The organism is Paenibacillus dauci, from assembly GCF_000971985.1.
Taxonomy (GTDB): Bacteria; Bacillota; Bacilli; order Paenibacillales; family Paenibacillaceae; genus Saccharibacillus; species Saccharibacillus dauci.
This window is the reverse complement of sequence record NZ_LAQQ01000001.1, coordinates 962091-982523: the sequence shown is the minus strand read 5'-3', so window position 1 is coordinate 982523 and position 20433 is coordinate 962091. Positions and strand designations below refer to the sequence as shown.

The window sequence follows — 20433 nt, the reverse complement described above, 5'->3', positions numbered from 1 at the left end:
CGGAGTGGTGGCACATTGAATAAACAAGAAGCACTTCAACACTTCAAAGAACATGTTGTGCAGGAAAGATTAGAACAACGATTGGATGAAGTTCAACAGATATTTAATCAGCGGCAGGCAGAACTTATAGCCGACTTAATCGCCAACTTTCAACATTTTTGTCAGCAGGTATCAGATATGCAGAACGAAGGAAAGAAAGCAGATATTGCATTTATCAACTTCTCCATGCTGCGTACATCGATCTTATCCGAATCGTATGTATATCTAATCGAAGCCTATTCAAATGAGTGGTACGAAGACCTGCATAAATGTCATTTCATCTATGATGTTTCCTGGTTGTATTCCTGCTTCACTCTATTAATGAATGATCTAAAGCAAGAGTACAAAAAGTACATGGGTGTCCTAAATGAAGCGGATGCAGAAATAGCGGCACTAGAGACTATTCCCTATTTTCATCAATTTATTGTTGCCTTATTACGTTTTGCTATACCTGATCTTATAGATATTCCATCGTATCAATCGATCGGCAAATCCGCAAAAATTACTATACGAGTCGGTGAATATAAAGATATAAGTGAACAGATATACGCGATTGATGATCAAGCAGCTGTGATGGAGTCATCTATACTTCAGAATCAGGATGGATTCGCTTATGGAGATGCCCATAATGCGAATTTACATGGGCTGAATATGGAGCGCCAAGATATGAGATATAGCGATTTTACAGGCGCCCGGTTGGAAGCGGCTCGATTTAAGGAATGTTTCTTGTTTGGAACACGCTGGTATCGCGCTGTACTAGCAGGATGTGATTTTGGAGGTTCGGTGATTAGTGATGGAGATTTCCGTTATGCCGATTTGCAAAATGCAGTTTTTTGCCAGGCTAGTGCTCAACATTTGAATCATAAAGGGAAACGTCTACCAGGAGTTATGGGCCTTCATTTTGAATATGCTAATCTGGATCATGCTGATCTAACAGGCATTCACTTTTTTGAACAGGCTTATTTTACAGGTGCTTCGATGAACCGGACACGCATGAATCTACATGATCAAGACAAATTCATCTTCAGCGATGAACAGCAAAAAGCAATCCAGTGGGTGGAGGGTGAACAAATTAATGAGACTGCCGCAATACTACTTACTGCAGAATGATGAACGTATAGAGCGCAGAATCAAGCCACTCTCCCCGCTGACGAGTGGAAAAGATTTTGCTGCAATTCCTCCGGTACAAGTATGGAATATAGCTGCACCCAAAGAGGCAGAATATACGGATTATCTGACGATAGGCAGTACAATATTATTTTCAGATCCGCTCAAACATATTTTAAGTAAATACAATCTGAAATCTTCTTTCAAACTGATCTATCTAATGAGTCAGGATACAGGAGAGCCACATTCCTATTGGATATGTAAAATGCCTCGCATACACGGGTTATCAGCAGAAGCTGAATTTTACCCGCACAATCAATTATTAAAGCGTCTGGTGCTGGATGCTACCCAAGTGGAAGGACATCATTTCTTTCAAGTGGAAGGAATTCGTGAGCCTTATATCTTCCTGAGTATGGATGCTGCAGAGAGTCTGCTTCGTCGGCATTTGACAGGATATATATTACAACCGGTAGATATTCAGTAGGAGGGTGAGCGAATGCAGGAATATTGGGATGAACTATTTCTGGATATCCATAATCAGAGAATAATAAATGATGAGATGAACTCCAGAGAAACGGATGACTCCTGGATGAACTGGAGCGTTGAAGAATGTATACATGGGCTAGAATCGGGTCATCTAACTGGCAAGGATGAGCAGGAGTGGCGAGTAACAGAAAACAGTTTGTATGAAGGGCGACTAATCCTTCATTTACCTGAATCTTTTACGGAAAACCATCAGATGAGAATAGATCAGTCATCAGAGTCTATTCCGAGTTATATGTTTCAGGATAAGCAGCAGCAGACTGTCATTGGCGTGAAGCCGATTATAGAGAAGATAAACGATGACCAGGTGAATAGAATTCTTGATCGGATGCTTGAACAGACTAAACAAGCCCAGCCTAATATGGAGATCATGACAAGAGATATATTGTATATGGATGCTGCAGATACAAATATTCCTTATTATGAAACGGTTTTTTTATTAAAACCCGATCCTTTTATGCAGATTTTGTTTATTCGTACACTGGCTGAACGATCCTTTATCGTGAGTATGCAGTTCAAGCTGGAAAATGTTGCTCATTGGCAGCCACTGGCTCATGCGATCTGCTGCTCGATGAGATGGTTAGAAGAATAAAAGTTGGCAAATATTGATAAATAGAGAGGAGAATCCTGTATGTTTGGACTTGGAATGCTGGTTCAGGCGCTGGCGATGAATGTGCTGGGTGGAGACGATTCTTATGTATCCAGAGGTGCCACGCTAAAGTGCAGTCAAGGAACGGATCTTGGCGTACTGAACCTGCCTATTGATCATGGAGTATACGTACATGACCCGGAGAAGCCTCTGCTTAACGTAGCTGATGCTATATGTGCACCCAATGGCAATATCAGTTCGGAAGGTGCTTTTGGTTTCTGTAAAGTAACAGGCAGCCTTTGCAAGCCAGTGATTAACTTCGGCACAAAATGGAGTAATGGACAAACTAATGTACTGATCGATGGTGAACATGCTTTGTTAACCCGATCGACACTGCCATGTGCCTGTCAACCTGTGATGAAAGAAGAATATGAATTCTATGGTGGTACAACGACTGCGAGTTATACCAAGGTAAGCAAGCCGTCATCGGATGTGTCGGGTGGAGTTATTACGATAGAGACCAACGGTCAGGATTAATTGGATATGTCTAAAAACAAGGGGTGATTGGAACATTGCAGCTTCCCGGCTTATTAACTTATAAAGATATGGAACTGATCTGGCCGTATGGTCATGTACGATTGCATCATATTGAGATCTATCAGGAAATGGATCACCATGCACGGATGCAGGTTATCGGCATAATTAGTGAAGATCAAGAGAATGCTATTATTAATCATGCTGCCAGTCAGGATCCGGTTGAGCTATGGTATACCCAGGATGGTCAAAAAAGACCCTTGTTCATGGGTCAGATCCATAACATTGAATTGCAGGGCGTACATAATAACCTACAGATCACATTAGAAATAGTCTCTCATAGTTTCAATCTGGATATGAAGCTTAAAGAAAGATCATTTCAGCAAACCGACTGTACGTATATGGATATTGTAGACAGTGTACTGGATGATTACCTCAAATCAGATAGATTGGATGAAGCATTTGGCGACCATTTAACCGGACAATTCATTATGCAGTATCAAGAGACCGACTGGGATTTCTTGCGGCGTCTGGCTTCCCATGTCGGTGCTATGCTGCTGCCCAATATTACTATGCATGGTGTACAGATATGGATAGGTCTCCCGGAAGCACGCCGACATATCGACCTCAAAGATGTACCTTTCCGTAATAAACGTAGTATTGCTCCATATATGCGAGATGCTGCACAGGGCAAGCAGACTACAGCGTTCGACTATACAAGATATACATTTGAATGGCATAATATACTGGATATTGGAGATACCGTTATCCGGCATAATATTAAATATGTCATTATTAAACGTTCTGCACAGATGCAAAAAGGACAGCTGGTCTGGTCTTATGAATGTGCTCTACCGGAAGGCATCCGAGTAACACGAATTCGTAATACGGTGATTACTGGTGCAGCAATTGAAGGCAAAATTCTGGATGTTCACAAAAATCAGGTTAAAATACACCTGGATATCGATGATTCACAGGATCCTCAGCATGCTCGCTGGTTTCCTTATTCGGCAGAAGGGAATCAGGTCTGGTACCTGATGCCGGAAAAAGGAGCTCAGATCAAGCTGTATTTCCCAAGCGCAGAAGAAGATAGCGCTATGGCCATTCAGTCGGTTCGTACTAGCGTACCGCAGTCTTCTCCAGTTACTATGCCTGCTGTTCCGGCAACGAGATCAGCGGTCCCAGTGTCTGTTACACCGGCTGCACCAACCGAGAGTCCAGCAGCCCGTATGGAACGTAAAATGTCTGATCCCGGTATCAAGTCATTCGCTAATCCGCAGGGCAAGGAAGTCAGTATGAGTGGATCAGAACTGGCACTGAATGCGCAGGAAGGTGCACTGTACCTGTCCATGCATATCTCTAAAGGCGTTAATTTGACGGGCAATCAGAATGTCTCGATCCATGCAGGTGGTTCTCTGGAGCTGAACGCCAGCAAGATATCCTTGACTGGAGCTGATCAGTTGCAGATGCAGACCCTGACCGATGTATTGCAGCTTCAGGCAGATTCCTCGAGCAAGAGCGCGGAAATTACGCTGGAAGCTTCCCGACATGGTGTGCATGATCATCTGCTCTCTCCGTTCGAACAAGCTTTGCAGAGTAAGGGACTGGCTGCTATTGAGAATGAACGCAAATTAGCCAGCTCACAGGCTCAAATGGAGGGAATGAAAGACGCTGGAATTGAGATTGCCAAGGGATTATGGGGACTGGTCGTCGATGTAGGTGATCTGACGACGACTAGTCTCATGGGAGATGCGGGTGCTCAAACGCTGTACAGCTGGGTCAGTGGTAAGCAGGTTGGTACGTTGATGGAGCGAAATGAGACAGTCAAAGGTACGGTGGAAGGAGCCAAGGCAGCAGGAACCTACGCACTGGATACCGTGACGTTCCAAAAATCGGGCAGCCAGCTCAAAGCTGATGCTGGAGCAGCCATCGATACGTACTTAGAGCCCTTCGAAAAAGCGTCCAAGCAGTCGACGCTGAATCCACTGACGAGCAGCAAAGAAGAGTATTACAGTGTAGGTTATGGAGGCGTCAAATCGCTGGAGCGTGTGATTGATACGGTCGGAATGGCTAAAGGTGCTGCAAAATTGGCTACGAAAGCCGGTAAGCTAGGTAAAGGAGCTGCTAAGACCGGAGCTAGGGAAGCGGCAGAAGAAGGAGCAGAAGCCGCGGCACGTGCGGCCGGAGGTGGCGAGGTGCCGCACTCCCGGCCAGGTCCAGCGGTTGGACAAGGAGGAGCCAAGCCTGGGGCAATGCCGTTTATGCTCCCTATGGAGCGACTCGGAGCGGTGATGAAGAACATCAGCGCCCGAATGAATCAGAAGAATCTGGCTCTAGCAGGCATTGGTGGACTGGATCATCATGGACCGATACGGATGCATTCGCATATTCCGGAGGATACACCGGATCGCTTGCGACAGAAGCAGGATTTGAAGGATGGATTATATTCGGGCAATGGACCTACTGTAATGCATCATAATAGCGGAGGAACTTCTAGTTCTTCTCCGCTTACACAGGGAAATTCATCGCCTCATACTCCAGGCACGTATACCTTGGTAGGCAGTGGTGAACAATTCATGCGTAATGCTAAGCGAAACAAAGTACTAAAACCGAATATTGAGTATAAATTGAAATCCAAAACTATACCGCCATCTGAATATACCTATCGTACAGATAACCAAGGACGTATTATTAGTTGTGAAGGAACGCTTAAATTAGGAAAGGGAAAGCGGAGTCTAAGTGCTCAGCGAAAAGCAGGTAATAACGGAATAAGACAAGATCGGTTACTTGGTGATCATGGTGGTCATATTATAGGAAGTCAGTTTGAAGGAGCTGGTGGCTTAGATAATATGGTGGCTATGGATGGACAAGTAAATGGTGCTGGTGGTAGGTGGTATAAAATGGAGACTGAGTGGGCAGATGCACTTAAAGAGGATCCTCCTCTTAAAGTAGAAGTTAATATTAAGATAAACTACTCGGGGAATTCCATAAGACCAGATTCATTTGAAGTGACGTATTGGATTGATGGGACAAAGAAAGCTAAAACAATAAAAAATCAAGCTGGAGGTTAATTTATTTTATGATGAACGTAGAAACTATTTACCAAAAGTTGGCATCAGCTATAAATGATATCATTCCTACAGAGTGGGAAAAAGTCTATTTCTATGGTGAAGTCTTGGATGATTCGAGCGAAGTTTATTTTTATTTTAACACTTTGGAAGCTCCTCAAAATTATATATATGTGTATGAGATACCTAACTTATATCATGTAGAAGAAGAAGAAGTAGATAGGGAAGTTTTTGCATTACATGCTATTTGTGAAGAACTTAAGGCTGTTTTTCGAGAATCTAGACAGGAACTATGGACTAATTTCACTATGATTATCGATCATACAGGCCATTTTAAGGTGGATTATGATTATACGGATCTGATAAATATAGAGATCCCTGACTATAAACGTCAGCTAATCTGGGAATACGATCATTTAGGAAGGATGCCTACCCATCCTGGACTTTTAGCCTTTTTAAAAGAGTATGTGGAAACAAGAGAGTCTCAAAATTAACTTCTATATAAATCGGTAAAGGAGAACACGAATGCAATGGAACCCGCGAGCCCAAGAAGTAGCAGACCTTCTAACTAGAATGAATGAGAAACCGCTTGAAATCGAAACGTATGAAGTAGCCAAAGCTAATATTGCTTTAGCTCTACTTCGAGAGCGGCCTGCCAATACCGAACTGACTTATGCTACAATTGGATTCAGTCTACTCCCTCTTCAAAATGATAAGGGTGAGAAAGTAGGACCGTTTGAACTGATTGTACCTTCCTTTGCTGAAGATACAGCGTATCGAAAAGTGATCGACCAGGTGATTCAACAAATCCTAGAAACGAGAAGTATTGGAAATACAATCTTCCTTAATGCGATGGAAGCGGGTTATCCTGATTTGAAAATGAAGCACATTTATCTGGTCAGTCCCTATTTTTGGGAACCGGTATGGGAGGATGGTGGAGAAATCATTCATGTGAATGGGAAACGTGTCCGCTGGCTGCAAGTAACGCCTATTTCCGAAGCCGAATACCGATTTGGCGAAAAGCATGGCTATGATGAATTAGAAAATTTACTTGTCTCCCATGATGTGGATGCGCCTGAGATTAATCGGGAGTCTGTAGTATAAGTAGATGCAACTGCCAGAGAAAGGTTCAACGTTTCAAATGAGCCTTAAGATTAAAGGGACCTCTAACGAAGAATAAGAATTGTACTCCCTATTCTGTCTATAATGTTATAGTAAGTCGGACTACAAGAGGAATCTTGTAGTCCGACTTATTTAGCTTGTAGCAATAGATTTGAAGTTATTAAGGTATCGAAGCCGTGCCCTCCAATCGGCAAGTTGAGCCTATTCAGGTTTCAAAGCAAGTGGGAACAGTAGCCTTTTAGTCTGACGTAGATAACGATTACAGAACCCCAGACCTGAAGAAGTAGTTAGATTAAGAAGAGCCAAGTCTAAGCGATGCTGATTATAATTCTTATTGAACGACTCGGAGCGACGAAGGAGAATATCAACGTCCAGATGAATCAGAAGCCTATACATGAAGAGTCGAAAGATCCTGTAACTTTATCCTCTAAAAAGTTTGAGAAGATCGAAGAGAAGATACACTCTAAAGATAATATAAACGATAATGATTCTTTAGAATTAAAAAAGGTAAGCGTTTCGAGTTAGCAGATGATGCTAGCTGAATTATAGAAATTAAGCCTATAACAATAAAAATTACTATACCTAAGAATCTTCGAGAAGATTTCAAAAAAGGCTAATTTAGAAGCAGGACTTTAGTAGAGATTCTGATCCAACAGTGCCAGTAAATAATAAGTCCCTGAAGGTTATATATGGCATCATCACCAAGATGGAGCAACAATGATTCTTGTTGAGAAGATATTCATAAAGAAGTTAGGCATATGGATGGTATGTCAACGACAAATAAAAAATAGAAGAGAAGATTAACTATGACAAATATGGATCGAGAAAATGAGAAAATAACTATAGATGATATTCGCAAATTTGAAGCTAAGTATTTTCTCAAGCTTCCTGAACAATACGTTGACTTTTTACTGAAACATAATGGAGGATATCCAGAAAAATCAATATTTAAAATTTCTAATGAAGAAGGCGAGAGTGTAGTAAATAAATTTTATGGAGTTGGCAATATGAAGGGTAATTTAGGCAAAGTATTTGAAGTTTTAGATGGAGAATTACCTACAGGATTTATATCGATTGCTAACGATCCAGGAGGAAATGAGATTTGTATTGGAATTAGTGAAAGATATTTTGGAGAAGTTTATTTTTGGATACATGATATAGAATCAGAGGAAGAAATGGACAATATGGTTTTTTTTAAAAGTAATTTCAATGATTTTTTTGATAACTTATCTTAAAATCTATTCAATATAAATTATATCATTTATAGTCATAAAAAATTGATTATTTTTTGTTCTTTTGTTGTTTAGAGCATATAATGCCAAATGTGTCGAGTGGCTGAATTCGATTAGATATAACCTATATAATTCGTTTTAAAAATTTCTTTATTTTAGGTATACGTTTAGCAGAAGTTCCAGCTTTAGTATCTAAACATCATCGTTTTATCACCTTAAAGGGTTGATCATGGAAATGAAAACTATGATCATCCTTTTTTTTGTTATACTGACTGATTACCAAAGTCGGTAAACTTGGCAAAGACATGGCCAAAGCAGAAGCTGCGGCGCGTGCAGCCGGAGGTGGCGAGATGCCGCACTCCCGACCAGGTCTAGCGATTGGACAGGGGGGAGCCAAGCCTGGAGCAATGCCGTTTATGCTCCCTATGGAGCGCCTTGGAGCGATGATGAAGAATATTAGCGCCCGGATGAATCAGAATGGGCTGGCTACAGCAGGCGTTGGTGGACTGGATCATCATGAAACTTCGGGTCGTAAGGCAAAAAGTGAGCCTGATCAGAAGCCTATACATGAAGAGTCGAAAGATCCTGTGACTCCACCGCCTAACAAGCCTGATAAGACACCAGAGAAAGAAAACAATTCAGAACCTGATAAGACACCAGAGAAAGAAAACAATCCAGATCCAAATCAAGGATTTACTGCAGAGGAGCATAAAGTGTATCGTAACTCTAAGGATGGGTCAGATCAACACTATGAATGGACAACAACACGAGTATTAGATCCTGTAAAAGATAAAGATTTGTTAACCCAGGCTATAGCTTATAAAAGCAAGCTCTCTAATAAAGCAATTAAAAGTAAAGGTGCTAATTATGGTTACTGTGAAATTAATAACTTGAATATCAATTTAAATAAAAAAATTATTATGCACATAGTAAAGTGGTATGGGATAATGGCTCAGACAAAATACCCGATATATCGCCTCAACCAACTAAAGATTACAAAACAAATGAAGATAGAAATCCTATATTTCCTCCTGTCCATGCTCCAAATAATGCAGGATATTTAACATTAAGAACACCAGATACCGAATATAAAATACTAAATGATTTAGCTGAGAATTTAGACGAAGCAATGAAGAAAAATGGAGTTGAGAATAGGAATGATTTAAAAGGTGAAATTACTTTATTTACAGAGAAAGATACTTGTGGTGGATGTAATTATACGATTTCATTGTTTAAGAAACGCTATCCCGGAATTGTAATAGAAGTTATTCATAACAAAGGTATTCAGATTCCAACTTTAAAAAATGATTAAATAAACCTTATATAAAAGGAGATTAAATGATGAGTGAAGAATTAAATTATGAAGAGCTATTGCAAGAATTTGATGAATATGTTCAAGACTATATAAATGATAATGGATATAATAGTACGCATGCAAAAATAGCTGCACGGGATGATTTTGAATATGAGATGAAAGATAATGACTTAGTAAGAGCTGTAATCATTATGCGTTTTGGAGAACTCCTTCTAGAGGAACCCTACCTTTTGCAAGTAGCTCCAAATGATATTCATAAACAATTTAATAGTATTAATTATGAAGTTTTAAAATCACATTTACCATATCATCAATACCAAGATTTAATTTCTAGAACTCAAATTGTGCTAGAAAAAATAAAGAAGCATCCTATTACACCTAATAATATAGCTCGTTGGTTTTATCATCAACTTATTGAAGTCATTAAAAATTACTATAATAATCTTTCCAAAAATGAATTAAACGATAATGAAATAGCAAAAGATATACTTTTTAAATTTCATATGGCTAAGTTTACAGCAGGCGAAAAAATCAATTTGTATACTACTTTAGCCGAATGCCTTTTACAAGATAATTTAATAAAGACAGAAAAGCTACAAGAAGCTAAAGCAATATTACAAGAGTTTAATCCAGAATGGCTGGGAGATTCGTATACGGAAGAAGAAAAACAACATTTATTTAAAAGAATACACAATGTGCTTGAAAGATTGGATGAGCTTAATATATAAAAATTACTTAAAAGGATGCTGCGGTCGAGGTTGGTGAAATCGTACAGGAACTTATCAGAGAAGTATATGATGTAACCACAACTAGGATTTGATTTTAAACCATGGGCATGTACAATAATAAGGGAAAGTCAGTCAGGATGGAAACCCATCTAGCTGACTTTTTTATGTATATATATCGAGTACATCATTGACTAAAACATGATACACCTATATTAAGCACAAGTAGGTCAAACAGGGTGCTACCTTGTTTTGGCCTATTTGTGTAAAATGTAATGTGCAAAGCACCTGTAATAAATTCTATAAAGTAAGATAACTGAATAAAGGAGAATTATAAATTGCCAGATAAGAATAGAATCATGGATGAGGCTTTCCAATACTTGCTAGAAAATCAGGATACCATAGAATATGATGCATTTTTTGTATGCTTACAAAGTATCAAATCTATTCCTCCTTTGATGGATTATTTTGGGAAACATTTTTTTGAACATTTGATCACTATGTTAAGTAGGATTGAAGATAACTATAAAAAAGCTGAACTCATAGAGACCATTATGAATTATACAGATGAATATTCTTTAGATGAAATGTATATTAAAGATCTCTTCGATCAATACATAGTTTGTGTACTAAAAAAAGCGGTTAGTTTACAGAATGTGTCTGTTTGCTTATTAGATTTCTGGAACGCAGGGATCAGTATGCAAGAAATAGTCAGTAACTTGGAAAGCCATTTAGGATCCGAAGAATTGACTGGGGTTCTCGTTATATTATATGCTCATCATCCCAATATCCTTTCACCGTGCATTCCTCATTTACTAAAGGAAGTGCAAGTAGCATATCGTATACGAGAGTGTGATCCGTTTGAAGTGATTTTCACGCTTCCTGTATAAATAATGCCATCTGTTATTTAAGAATAGATAGCAATTTCATACATAAAATTTGGGAGGAACAATGAACCAGAATAAAGAACTATTGGAACTTAGTAAGGCGTTATTATTGGAACAAGAGAACGATATTGACGATGTGAATCGAATACTGAATGAGATGTGTAACCAGGCTTCTAATGAAGTCATTGAAGGTCTGTGTGCTCTGTTTGATGATGATATAGAAGAGACATCCTTAATCAGCGATATGGTTGAGACTATATTTTATATAGTTAGACGAAACAATATACGGAATGGAGTACAAACGATACTTGAAAGTACAGTCTATTATGGACCCCATTCAAGCTACTGTTTTGAGGAACTTTATCATGTTTTATTAAATTCGGAAGATTTGAAGAGTATATTAAGTAAGGAGTTGCCTCAAGTAGATTATCTCATACAGCAAAAAGTGAAAATGATAATAAACCAACTGGCCAAGCATCAACCGGCATTATTTGCAGAAGTGGCTAGAGATATTCTGAAAGAAAAGTAGAAGAACTTTATGAAAAATGAATCAATCATTGTTTGTATACCAGGTAAATGGCAGAGCATAAAGGAAGTTGCTATAGGACTAGCAACTTATCCAGACTATCAGTTGAAGGGCAATATGATCTTCTCCAGATTAGACAGCAATGTTTATGAACTACATTATGAAATACGTGATGAAACGTTGAAGGAAGCTTTTGAATATGCGGGTAGCAGTAAGCTTTTACAGGAAGATATAGAAGTTATCGAAAATCATAACTCAGTAGTATATCTTATTGGGAAAAACAGAAGTTTGAAAGGCATCCAGCATATGATTAAGCTGATCCATACATTTATATCTATTGGTGGATTAGGCGTGAAGATTGAAACTACTGGGAATGCAGTAGGCAGAGAATTGTGGGGTCATTTGACTGGAGTAATGGATCCTATTGAGATTTGGAATACTTTTGTAAGTATAGTTAATGTTTACTACTCTAAATTATACAAAGGGTAAGGCAGGAGGGGTTGGATCTGGAGCTGTACAGTGATAATACGTATTATTCAAGATATCATTTTGAACAAGCGCAAAATATAGGTTGGGTCTGCAATCAGAACAAGAGAAGAAATGTCAATGTATCAGAAGATTTCTTGAATCATCTATGGCTGTATATTCAGTGTCCTTTTCATACGCAGCGTACATACCCTTATCATCTACTAATGTACAAAAACAAGCAGATGAAATTAGGCTTCTCAGAGATTAGAGTGTTGGGTAAGGATGTACTTGAAAGGTATGCGGCTCCAGATATGATATTCGCTTATATAATGGAAGGAAGATATACTCCTCCAGTATCGTTTGAGAAAGCAGTACTGGAGGGCCCAAAGCCTGGATCTGTGGAATATAATCGTTACCTATCTCGTTATCATGAAGCATATTTATGGGGAGAAGATAATGAGACCGTTATGCAGTCCAAGATATTAAGAAGTTACATTATTGAAGGAAAAAATGAACAAGTAATTCAAATGCTCAATCAGTCTAGGGAAACTATAGACATCATTACGCATGAGGGTTCTATTTTAAATACAGCAATTCTATATGAGAATTGGTCTATTGCAGAATATTCAATTGAGGCAGACCTTAATATTAATAAATTCAGTGGAATCGAATTAGCGAATGCTGCAGCTCAGAATGCATTCACTATTGTAAATATGCTATTTGCCAAAAATATAAGTTTGGATCTTGCGTCTCCTCGAACTAATCCTTTATGGGCAGCTGTGCGGAATCAAAATATAGACATGGTAAAGTTGCTACTACATTACGGAATAGATCCGGGATTGAAATATTCAAATGAATTTATGAAAGAAATGGATGTTCTGCAACTGGCTAGAAAAATAAATTCTAATCCAATAATAGAGATATTGACATCCCATATTTATAAAAAATGATTTTCTAAACATAAAAGTATTAGAGTATTATTCGTTCTCCAGCTCTTTCAAAGCCTTACGTACCAGCTGGTCTGCCATCCGCGTCGTCTCCGGCAGGCGATAGCGAGGAGTGAGTCGCAATATCCACTCATTCGCCGTCTCCAGACTATTCCTATGCCCTACAGACACAAATACAGGTTTCACATCCGTCTGCGTACGTAGTAAACTCCGAATCTGCTGCTCTTCATCAACCAGCGCAGAGGAAGATCCGCGTAACCGATCCGGCTCGGTATATTCCCCAACCAGCCTCGTCTTGCCGCATCCTATCGCAGGTATATTGAGCAGTACACCCAGATGACAAGCCAGCCCGAATCGTCGCGGATGGGCGAGACCCTGGCTGTCGCATACGATCAGCTGGGGTTCATGTTCAAGTTGCTGAAGTGCCTTGATCACAGGCGGTAGTTCACGGAACGAGAACAGACCGGGCAAATACGGAAACTGTACAGAATCTTTGACCGTAACCGATTCGATCACTTCCAGCGTAAAAGCATCCAGAACAACAACAGCTGCAATCAGCTGGTCGGTATGTTCACTGTATGCGACATCCACTCCGGCGATATATTGTACATCTGGCAGCTGATCCCGTGTGATCACCTGATTAGCAAGCTCCTTTTGAAGCGATGTCGCTTCTTCTTCATTCAGATCCCAGCGATGCTGGATATGTATTTTCAACATTTCTTTTCCACCTATCGATATGTAATTATACTCGGCCTAGACACCTAGACACCTAGACACCTAGACACCTAGACACCTAGACACCTAGACACCTAGACACCTAGACACTCACAGGAGCCAAGAATATAAATCGGCTCAATTAGTTGCCTGCATCATACATGTAGAACCAGCTTCACAACTTACAGAGAAGCTCCAATATTCACTTTACTTATTTAAAGAAGCAATATGATTCCATATGGCAACATTCTTCTTCCATATATAGCATTGTGGTTTCCATATTACACATAATACATAGTATAATGGCAGAATGTAAATAAAGACGGATTCTGTACACTAAATCCACATAAACTACAATCTATTCGGGCAGGTGATTACATAGTATGAGTACCTCTATCAAGTATGGTGAGAATATCATTGTAGCTGTTCGCCTCGAAGGCAGCTGGCGTTGGTATGTTACGGAAAAAGAATACTGGTTTATGGATCTGCCCCGGTTCAGCCAAGCTTTTGCAAATAAAGGATACGACATATCTTCAGATGCAGATTATGGATACCGGTTTCATATTCCGGTGTTGAATGAACAGACAGTACATTCTTTTCTTCAATATATTGAAGAAGAACAGATTAGCGTGGAGGAACTGAGAATAGGGTTGGCGATTCAGGCGAACGCTCACGATGGAGATCTGGAAATGCTGGCAGGCTGGGTGCCTGCGCTGTTGGTAGATTTTGATAACCGGCAGTTATCTTCCTATTTCCCGGAACCGGCTTCGTTTGAACAGTATGTTCCGGAAGGCTGGACAGGACATTACGAGAATTTTATGGAGCAGCTGCCTGCCGAGCAGAAATATTGGTTAACCGATACATCGAACTACTTTGGCACAGGTCAGCAGTAGCCTCTGTATAACAACAATCGCGGGAGTGCACACATCCAATGAACAAGCCGATACGATTGCATCCTTCTTTTTATTATTTGATTGGTACCCAGACACTATCCAATGCAGCTGATATTATCTATATCATGGGTATTGTCTCGCTGGTTATGGCAGGTACGGACTCGATTCTGGCAGGAGTGTTTGTTCCCTTTTTCCGTTCATCTTCGCAGCTGCTCAGTGGTCTGGTGGCATCGCTAATGCTGGTGAGGTTTCGGCTGGCCAGACTTTTACTTTTTTGCCAGTTTGGTCAATTTGTTATTTTTGCTGTGCTGGCGCTGTATTTATGGGTTTCGCGGGAGCAGGCTTCACTACCTCTGATTTTCACTTTGATTTTCGCGATGTCTTTTCTGGATGGCTGGACGACACCAGCTCGTAATAGTCTGGTTCCCCGGCTTGTTCATCGTGATGAGCTGCTGAGAGCCAATGGTATGGTCTCGGTCAGCGACCAGATTATTCGCTGTGCCGGTTGGGCGATGGGAGGTATTCTGGTAGCCTGGATTGGAGCTCTGCCTACGCTGATGCTGGCGGGAATATTCTATGCAGTCGCAATGGTATTTACTGCTTTTATCCGCGAGCCGCAGACTGCTGAGGTGGAGAATTCGGCAAATGCAGTGGATGCGCCTGTGATTGCCCAGCGCGGAGAAGCAGCCGCTCCTGATGACGAACAGATTGCACCAGCGCCAGCAAGCAGTGAACGTGAATATATAAAGACATTGACAGAAGGCTGGCAATTGATCTGGCGCAAACCCAAAATTCGCACATTGATCTTTATGGATATGGTCGATATGCTGGGCGGTTCGGTATGGGTAGGTGCATTTATATTGGCATTTGTTGTGCAGGTGCTGCATCAGGGTGAGGAATGGTGGGGATTTATCAATACTGCTTATTTCGCCGGAGCGATCGGTGGAGGACTGCTGGTTGTAGGACTGGTTCGCTGGCTAAATGGCCGGGAATTCCGGGCCATGCTGCTGGGTATTGGGATTTATTCCATATTAACGCTGGTATTTGCTGTAACGACGAATCCATATATTTCATTGCTGCTGGTTGTAGCGATGGGACCGGTAGCTGAATTGGCAGCTGTCAATCGGCGGACACTGCTACAGCTCAGCGTAACGAGGGAACAGCTGCCTAAACTGCTGTCTGCCCAGGATGCTACGCTCAACTTTACATTTTGCATTTCGCTGCTGATTATGGGCTGGATTGCTGAACAGTTCGGGATTGTCAATCTATATCTGCTGGCAGGCATCATGTCGGTATGTGCGCTGGTTGTCGGATTATTGAGCCGATCTGCTTTTCGCCAAAAGGAAACCATATCTCATCACGGTTAGCATAATATAGCAAAGATAAAAGACAAGCAGAAAGATTCCTGAAAGGAAATTCTGCTTTTTCTATATATGAAAAACAATAGACAGATAGAATAGTAGTAAACAAGCAAGATGGTCTAACAACGGAATGAAGAATCCGGGCTATATCAAAAAAGATATAAAGCTAACACGAACTTTACTCCCAGTTTTTTGTGACTTATCACCCTGTTTTTCCCATTTATATTACTGTATAATAAGATGATTATAAAATAGGGGGTTTTTTGTTTGAAAAAGTTTAGCGTCGTATTACTTGGAGCAGCAGTAGCTGTATCACTGGCAGCTTGTGGTAACAGTCAGGAAGCAGCCAAAACACCAGCCAGCAACACAGCACCTGCTACAGAAGCAGCAACAACAGCCGTACCTACAGCAGATGAATTGCTGACCAAAGCCAGCGAAGCCGCGGCAAAAGTGAAAAGTTATGCAGCAGATGCGGTAATCAAGCAGGATATTACAGTTAGCGTAGATGGCAAAGAGCAAAAAATGCAAAATGAAAACTCGACAACCATGGAAGTTGTACAAGAGCCAATGTCTGCTCACATGAATATTTCCACTAAAGTTGTACAAGGTGGACAAAATCAGGAGCAAAAGCAAGAATTGTACATAACAAATGATGCAGTGTATCTGAATGCGAATGATACCTGGCAGAAAGCTCCAGAATCTGCCAAGCAGCAATTTGTTGATCTGATCAAACAGCAGGGTACAATAAAAGATACTATTGAACGTATGAAATCAATGGCAAGCGACACTAAAGTGACCGATGAAGGCGACCATTACAATCTGGTAGCTACTCTCACCGGTGACAAAGTAAAAGAACAGGCTCAAAAGTTCCTGAGCGGTGATGCTGCCAATGCACAAATGGCTGAAATGATGAAACAGATGAACATTCACGATATGGATGTAACTTACATGATCGACAAAGAAACTTCCAACCTGACGGGTGCAGCTGTAAAAATGACCATGGATATGGACCAACAGGGTCAAAAAATGAACCTGGTTATGGATATGGACAGCAAGTATTCCAAATACAACGAGCTCGACAAGATTGAAGTTCCTGCTGATGTTGTAAAAAGCGCGAAATAATTAAATCGCAAGAAAGCGTGCATACGCATCAAAAAGGCTGTAAACTCAATGATCTACTGGATCAGGCTGAGTTTACAGCCTTTTTCTGTCATTTACAGCAGTTTCAGATGATAAACAAGGAACAAGCCAGTTGTTTAGCAGCAGAACTTGCGTGGTATAATAGATATAGCAGTATATTCTATAATCAAGAAAGGATCAGGATACCATGTGTCCCCGAAGGATGATTTCCCAAAGGACGATTTGGAAACGTTATGATCTCTCCTATACTTAGCTTTTCCGTAGAGTAGTCATTATTTGGACCTATTCTTACGGAAGAGGAGATAATTGTATGCGAAGGACAAAGTCCTCAAGGTGTACCTTCCGTAAGAACAGGTCTTGTCAGACCACACTTACGAGAAAAAGAGGGAACCTGTATGAGGAGAAGAACAAATTGGAACACAAGTTGGATGGTGGCAGGGAAGCAAATCCTGGCCATACTATTGGGTACGTTTATTCTGGCGTTTGCTTATTATCATATTAATTTTTACAACAATCTGTCAGAAGGCGGATTTGTTGGACTGGCGTTGCTGGGCAAGTATTTGTTTGGTTGGTCGCCGGCCTGGAGCACATTTGTACTGGATATTCCGGTTATACTATTGGCCTGGTGGCTAAAAGGGCACCGTTTTATGGTCTACACACTGATTGGAGCGGCATCATTTTCCATCTTCTATTCGGGATTCGAACAGCTATCGCCGTTTGTCGTGGACTTACACGGGAATCTGCTTATTGCAGCAGCTCTATCTGGTCTGTTGACCGGTCTCGGAGCGGGTATTGTGCTCCGTTATGGAGGGGCCACGGGAGGCGACGATGTATTATCGAGATTGATCAGCGAATGGAAAGGCTGGAAAATCGGTAATGTATTCTTTGTTGGTGATGTGATTGTACTGGGCTTATGCCTATTCTTCCTTCCTTTCAAAGAAACCATGTATACGATGCTGGCAGTCTGGTTGGCAGGCAAGATGATTACCTGGACGATAAGTGTCAAAGTGGAGTTCAAACTTCCTCACTTTTTGCGTCAGGACAAGTCTACTGCACCGATTCAGATTCCTGTCAAAACAACCGCGTCTGTTCAGCAGTCGCACTAAATGAATAATTAATAAAGGATATCGAATATCCGCTTGGCACCATTGTGCTCAGGCGGATTTTTATTTTGCGCAAATATGCAAGGTGTATATCATAGTGTACGTTCTTTTGCAAAAATACGACTTTCGTATGGTTGGCTTGGGGGCCAACTTCTTATAGAATAAAGCGACTGATAAGATAGGGAAACGAGGAATAATAAAATGGATATATGGATGCAGCTCGGGATTGAAAAAACCAATGATATCCGCGTAATTAAAAAAGCCTATGCCCGGTTGCTCAAGCAAACGCATCCCGAGGATGATCCTGAAGGTTATCAGCGATTAAGGGAAACGTATGACAAAGCAATTCGCTGGGCTCGCAACAATAAAACCTCTGGCAACATCATAAATGAACAGGCTGGCGAACCTGATCATTCCCATCTGAATACATATGAGACAGACAAACAAGGGGATATTCATTTCGCTAATGAAGCCATGTCCACTTTATCGGAAGATGATGAGTTTGATAGTGAAAAAGAAGAACATCTGTCCTCACTGCGAACGAACTGGCAGCAGACAGTAATTGAGGAAAGTGATCCGGTAGAAGAATTTATGGAGCAGACTTTCCATATATATCATAATTTCGCTATGCGTGTGGAGCTGAGCAATTGGATAGAGCTAATGAATCATCCTGCTGTATGGAATATAAGCATGCAGGAAGTGATTAGTGAGTTATTGCTTGATTTCCTGGAAGATCATCATTATTTGCCACCGGCTGTATGGGAACTATTAAAAAATACATTCAATTGGCAGCGAGAACTGGAAGAGGATCAAGCCTATTTTACAAATCAGTATCCACGTTTGTATTTTCATATGTTCAGGGCTTCATTCGAGACGGATGAAGGCTATATCTGGTTAAGTCGTTATGCAGATCAGGATATGGAACATTATCTATTCTGCCGGTCTGCTGCCTATTCCGAGTTGATGATGGGAGAAATGGAACAGGCAGCCAGCAAGATTGCGGAGGCGCTGGAATTTGTACAGGATGATGCCGATCTGCTTCGAATCCGGATACAGTACCATATTCTGAATGGAGAACAAGAGCAGGCTATTGCGCTGTGCAGTGGCTGGCTTCAGAATAGACCCGATGACAGAACTATTCATTTGCTTTATTTTCACTTGCTGAAGAACAATGCGAATATGCAGGAACATGAAGCTTATTTACTTCAGCTTCTGGAACGTTACCCTGAAGAGCCAATGCTGCAGCTTGCATCTGCACGTTTTCATATGGGGCGAGAGGAGTGGGAGATGGCAGAATCCTGCTGTCAGGCCGTACTTGGCCAGCACCCTGCTCATGCAGAAGCCATTCTGCTGCTGGCTGAAGTACAGATGAGATTGCTGCAACAGGTGACACCGGATCGGCGCAGACGATTGAATCTGGAGCTGGGTCGCTGGACAGCATTTGTTCGGATCAAGCGATTTTTCGGAATCTTGCTGAGGGAAAAGTGGCCGGGGCTGTTGACGATGGCACTACTCTGTTTGGTGATTGTATATACCTATCAATCGACTACAGGGCATTCACTCGGAGAGTATTTGAACCCAACAGGAACCTATGAAGTCAAATCAGGCTCCGAGCTGGCACGCCTTCAGCCTGGTGATCCGGTTCATGCGTATGCCAAAGGCGGCACATATACCGATATGCAGCTACTGAACTGGGTGCATGGGGAAACATTCATTATGTCTTCTGCCAAAGCCAAGGCGAATAATGTGCTTCAAGCAAGCGGCTACTTGTATGTGGTTCGTCTGGGACAATCTTCGGTGCCGGTAAGTGTGAATTATGAGACAGCTATGAAGCTGTACAATAACCAGCAAGCCGAGCTGATAGGAAATGCATACCCACTGCCACCCGAACAATTGAACACGATAAAGAAAAAAATGTTGGGTTACGCATCCAATTCGCTGGAAGGGTATCCGTTGACCTCTTATTATATTCAGGCCAAGGAAGGTAAGGCTCAATCCACGCTTCCGCCTGCACCACCGACAGCCAAATTCTATGTTTTGCTGATTCTTATATTATTTACGATGTTCCTGCAGGGAGTCTATCGGGCATGGAGATTCAGCAGATACTAGACAGGACCAGG

At 41.1% G+C, this 20433-nt stretch carries 22 protein-coding genes; 21 read left to right on the top strand and 1 reads right to left on the bottom strand.

The genetic code is table 11. The features are described 5' to 3' along the window. Positions 1–15 precede the first annotated feature (15 nt). The 16 genes from WH46_RS11670 to WH46_RS11600 all read left to right on the top strand — a co-directional run bounded on the left by WH46_RS11670 (position 16) and on the right by WH46_RS11600 (position 13105). A complete protein-coding gene (locus WH46_RS11670) occupies positions 16–1149 on the top strand; it encodes a pentapeptide repeat-containing protein (RefSeq protein WP_046226788.1) in 1134 nt (377 codons plus the stop codon). Continuing rightward, a complete protein-coding gene (locus tag WH46_RS11665; protein WP_046226787.1) occupies positions 1115–1630 on the top strand; it encodes a hypothetical protein in 516 nt (171 codons plus the stop codon). The genes WH46_RS11670 and WH46_RS11665 overlap by 35 nt, the downstream gene beginning before the upstream one ends. Positions 1631–1642: 12 nt before the next feature. After that, the gene (locus tag WH46_RS11660) at positions 1643–2281 is read left to right on the top strand and encodes a hypothetical protein (protein ID WP_046226786.1); all 639 of its coding nucleotides are present in this window, start codon (positions 1643–1645) and stop codon (positions 2279–2281) included. 39 nt (positions 2282–2320) lie between these two features. Continuing rightward, on the top strand, positions 2321–2815 hold the full coding sequence (locus WH46_RS11655) for a DUF4280 domain-containing protein (protein ID WP_046226785.1): 495 nt from the start codon (positions 2321–2323) through the stop codon (positions 2813–2815). A gap of 35 nt (positions 2816–2850) precedes the next feature. Beyond that, positions 2851–5883 (top strand): DNA/RNA non-specific endonuclease, encoded by a 3033-nt coding sequence (locus tag WH46_RS11650; protein WP_052714209.1) that lies wholly within the window; start codon positions 2851–2853, stop codon positions 5881–5883. Between the two features lie 8 nt (positions 5884–5891). Further along, positions 5892–6374 (top strand): immunity protein YezG family protein, encoded by a 483-nt coding sequence (locus WH46_RS11645; RefSeq protein ID WP_052714208.1) that lies wholly within the window; start codon positions 5892–5894, stop codon positions 6372–6374. Between the two features lie 31 nt (positions 6375–6405). Then, positions 6406–6984, top strand: coding sequence for a suppressor of fused domain protein (locus WH46_RS23380; protein WP_052714207.1), 579 nt, complete (start codon positions 6406–6408; stop codon positions 6982–6984). Positions 6985–7689: 705 nt separating this feature from the next. Next, positions 7690–7806, top strand: a complete 117-nt coding sequence (locus tag WH46_RS23840; RefSeq protein WP_082208388.1) for a hypothetical protein — start codon at positions 7690–7692, stop codon at positions 7804–7806. Between the two features lie 2 nt (positions 7807–7808). Continuing rightward, entirely contained in the window at positions 7809–8237 is a 429-nt protein-coding gene (locus WH46_RS11630; protein ID WP_046226783.1) for an SMI1/KNR4 family protein, read from the top strand. 302 nt (positions 8238–8539) lie between these two features. After that, positions 8540–9298 (top strand): hypothetical protein, encoded by a 759-nt coding sequence (locus WH46_RS24400; RefSeq protein ID WP_231584327.1) that lies wholly within the window; start codon positions 8540–8542, stop codon positions 9296–9298. Continuing rightward, positions 9196–9546, top strand: a complete 351-nt coding sequence (locus WH46_RS24590; RefSeq protein WP_407944412.1) for a deaminase domain-containing protein — start codon at positions 9196–9198, stop codon at positions 9544–9546. Before WH46_RS24400 ends, WH46_RS24590 begins: the two co-directional genes overlap by 103 nt. 26 nt (positions 9547–9572) lie before the next feature. Then, positions 9573–10277, top strand: a complete 705-nt coding sequence (locus WH46_RS11620; protein WP_082208386.1) for an Imm3 family immunity protein — start codon at positions 9573–9575, stop codon at positions 10275–10277. A 335-nt stretch (positions 10278–10612) separates the two neighbouring features. Further along, the gene (locus WH46_RS11615) at positions 10613–11164 is read left to right on the top strand and encodes a hypothetical protein (protein ID WP_052714206.1); all 552 of its coding nucleotides are present in this window, start codon (positions 10613–10615) and stop codon (positions 11162–11164) included. Between the two features lie 61 nt (positions 11165–11225). After that, positions 11226–11690 (top strand): hypothetical protein, encoded by a 465-nt coding sequence (locus WH46_RS11610; RefSeq protein ID WP_046226780.1) that lies wholly within the window; start codon positions 11226–11228, stop codon positions 11688–11690. A 9-nt stretch (positions 11691–11699) separates the two neighbouring features. Then, positions 11700–12176 (top strand): hypothetical protein, encoded by a 477-nt coding sequence (locus WH46_RS11605; RefSeq protein WP_046226779.1) that lies wholly within the window; start codon positions 11700–11702, stop codon positions 12174–12176. A gap of 11 nt (positions 12177–12187) precedes the next feature. After that, positions 12188–13105, top strand: a complete 918-nt coding sequence (locus WH46_RS11600) for an ankyrin repeat domain-containing protein (RefSeq protein ID WP_046226778.1) — start codon at positions 12188–12190, stop codon at positions 13103–13105. Between the two features lie 27 nt (positions 13106–13132). Here WH46_RS11600 and nfi read toward each other — a convergent pair whose 3' ends face one another. Continuing rightward, positions 13133–13819 (bottom strand): deoxyribonuclease V, encoded by a 687-nt coding sequence (nfi, locus tag WH46_RS11595; protein WP_046226777.1) that lies wholly within the window; start codon positions 13817–13819, stop codon positions 13133–13135. Positions 13820–14199: 380 nt separating this feature from the next. On the opposite strand from nfi, the gene WH46_RS11590 reads away from it, so the two are divergent. The 5 genes from WH46_RS11590 (at position 14200) to WH46_RS11570 (ending at position 20422) form a co-directional block, all read left to right on the top strand. Beyond that, positions 14200–14709, top strand: a complete 510-nt coding sequence (locus tag WH46_RS11590; RefSeq protein ID WP_046226776.1) for a hypothetical protein — start codon at positions 14200–14202, stop codon at positions 14707–14709. Positions 14710–14747: 38 nt separating this feature from the next. After that, positions 14748–16076 (top strand): MFS transporter, encoded by a 1329-nt coding sequence (locus WH46_RS11585; protein ID WP_046226775.1) that lies wholly within the window; start codon positions 14748–14750, stop codon positions 16074–16076. 261 nt (positions 16077–16337) lie between these two features. Next, positions 16338–17192 carry a DUF6612 family protein gene (locus WH46_RS11580; RefSeq protein ID WP_046226774.1) on the top strand — a complete coding sequence of 285 codons (855 nt, stop codon included), beginning with the start codon at positions 16338–16340 and terminating at the stop codon, positions 17190–17192. A gap of 413 nt (positions 17193–17605) precedes the next feature. Further along, entirely contained in the window at positions 17606–18316 is a 711-nt protein-coding gene (locus tag WH46_RS11575) for a YitT family protein (protein WP_231584326.1), read from the top strand. A 198-nt stretch (positions 18317–18514) separates the two neighbouring features. Beyond that, the gene (locus tag WH46_RS11570; protein ID WP_046226772.1) at positions 18515–20422 is read left to right on the top strand and encodes a tetratricopeptide repeat protein; all 1908 of its coding nucleotides are present in this window, start codon (positions 18515–18517) and stop codon (positions 20420–20422) included. The last annotated feature ends 11 nt before the right edge of the window (positions 20423–20433 follow it).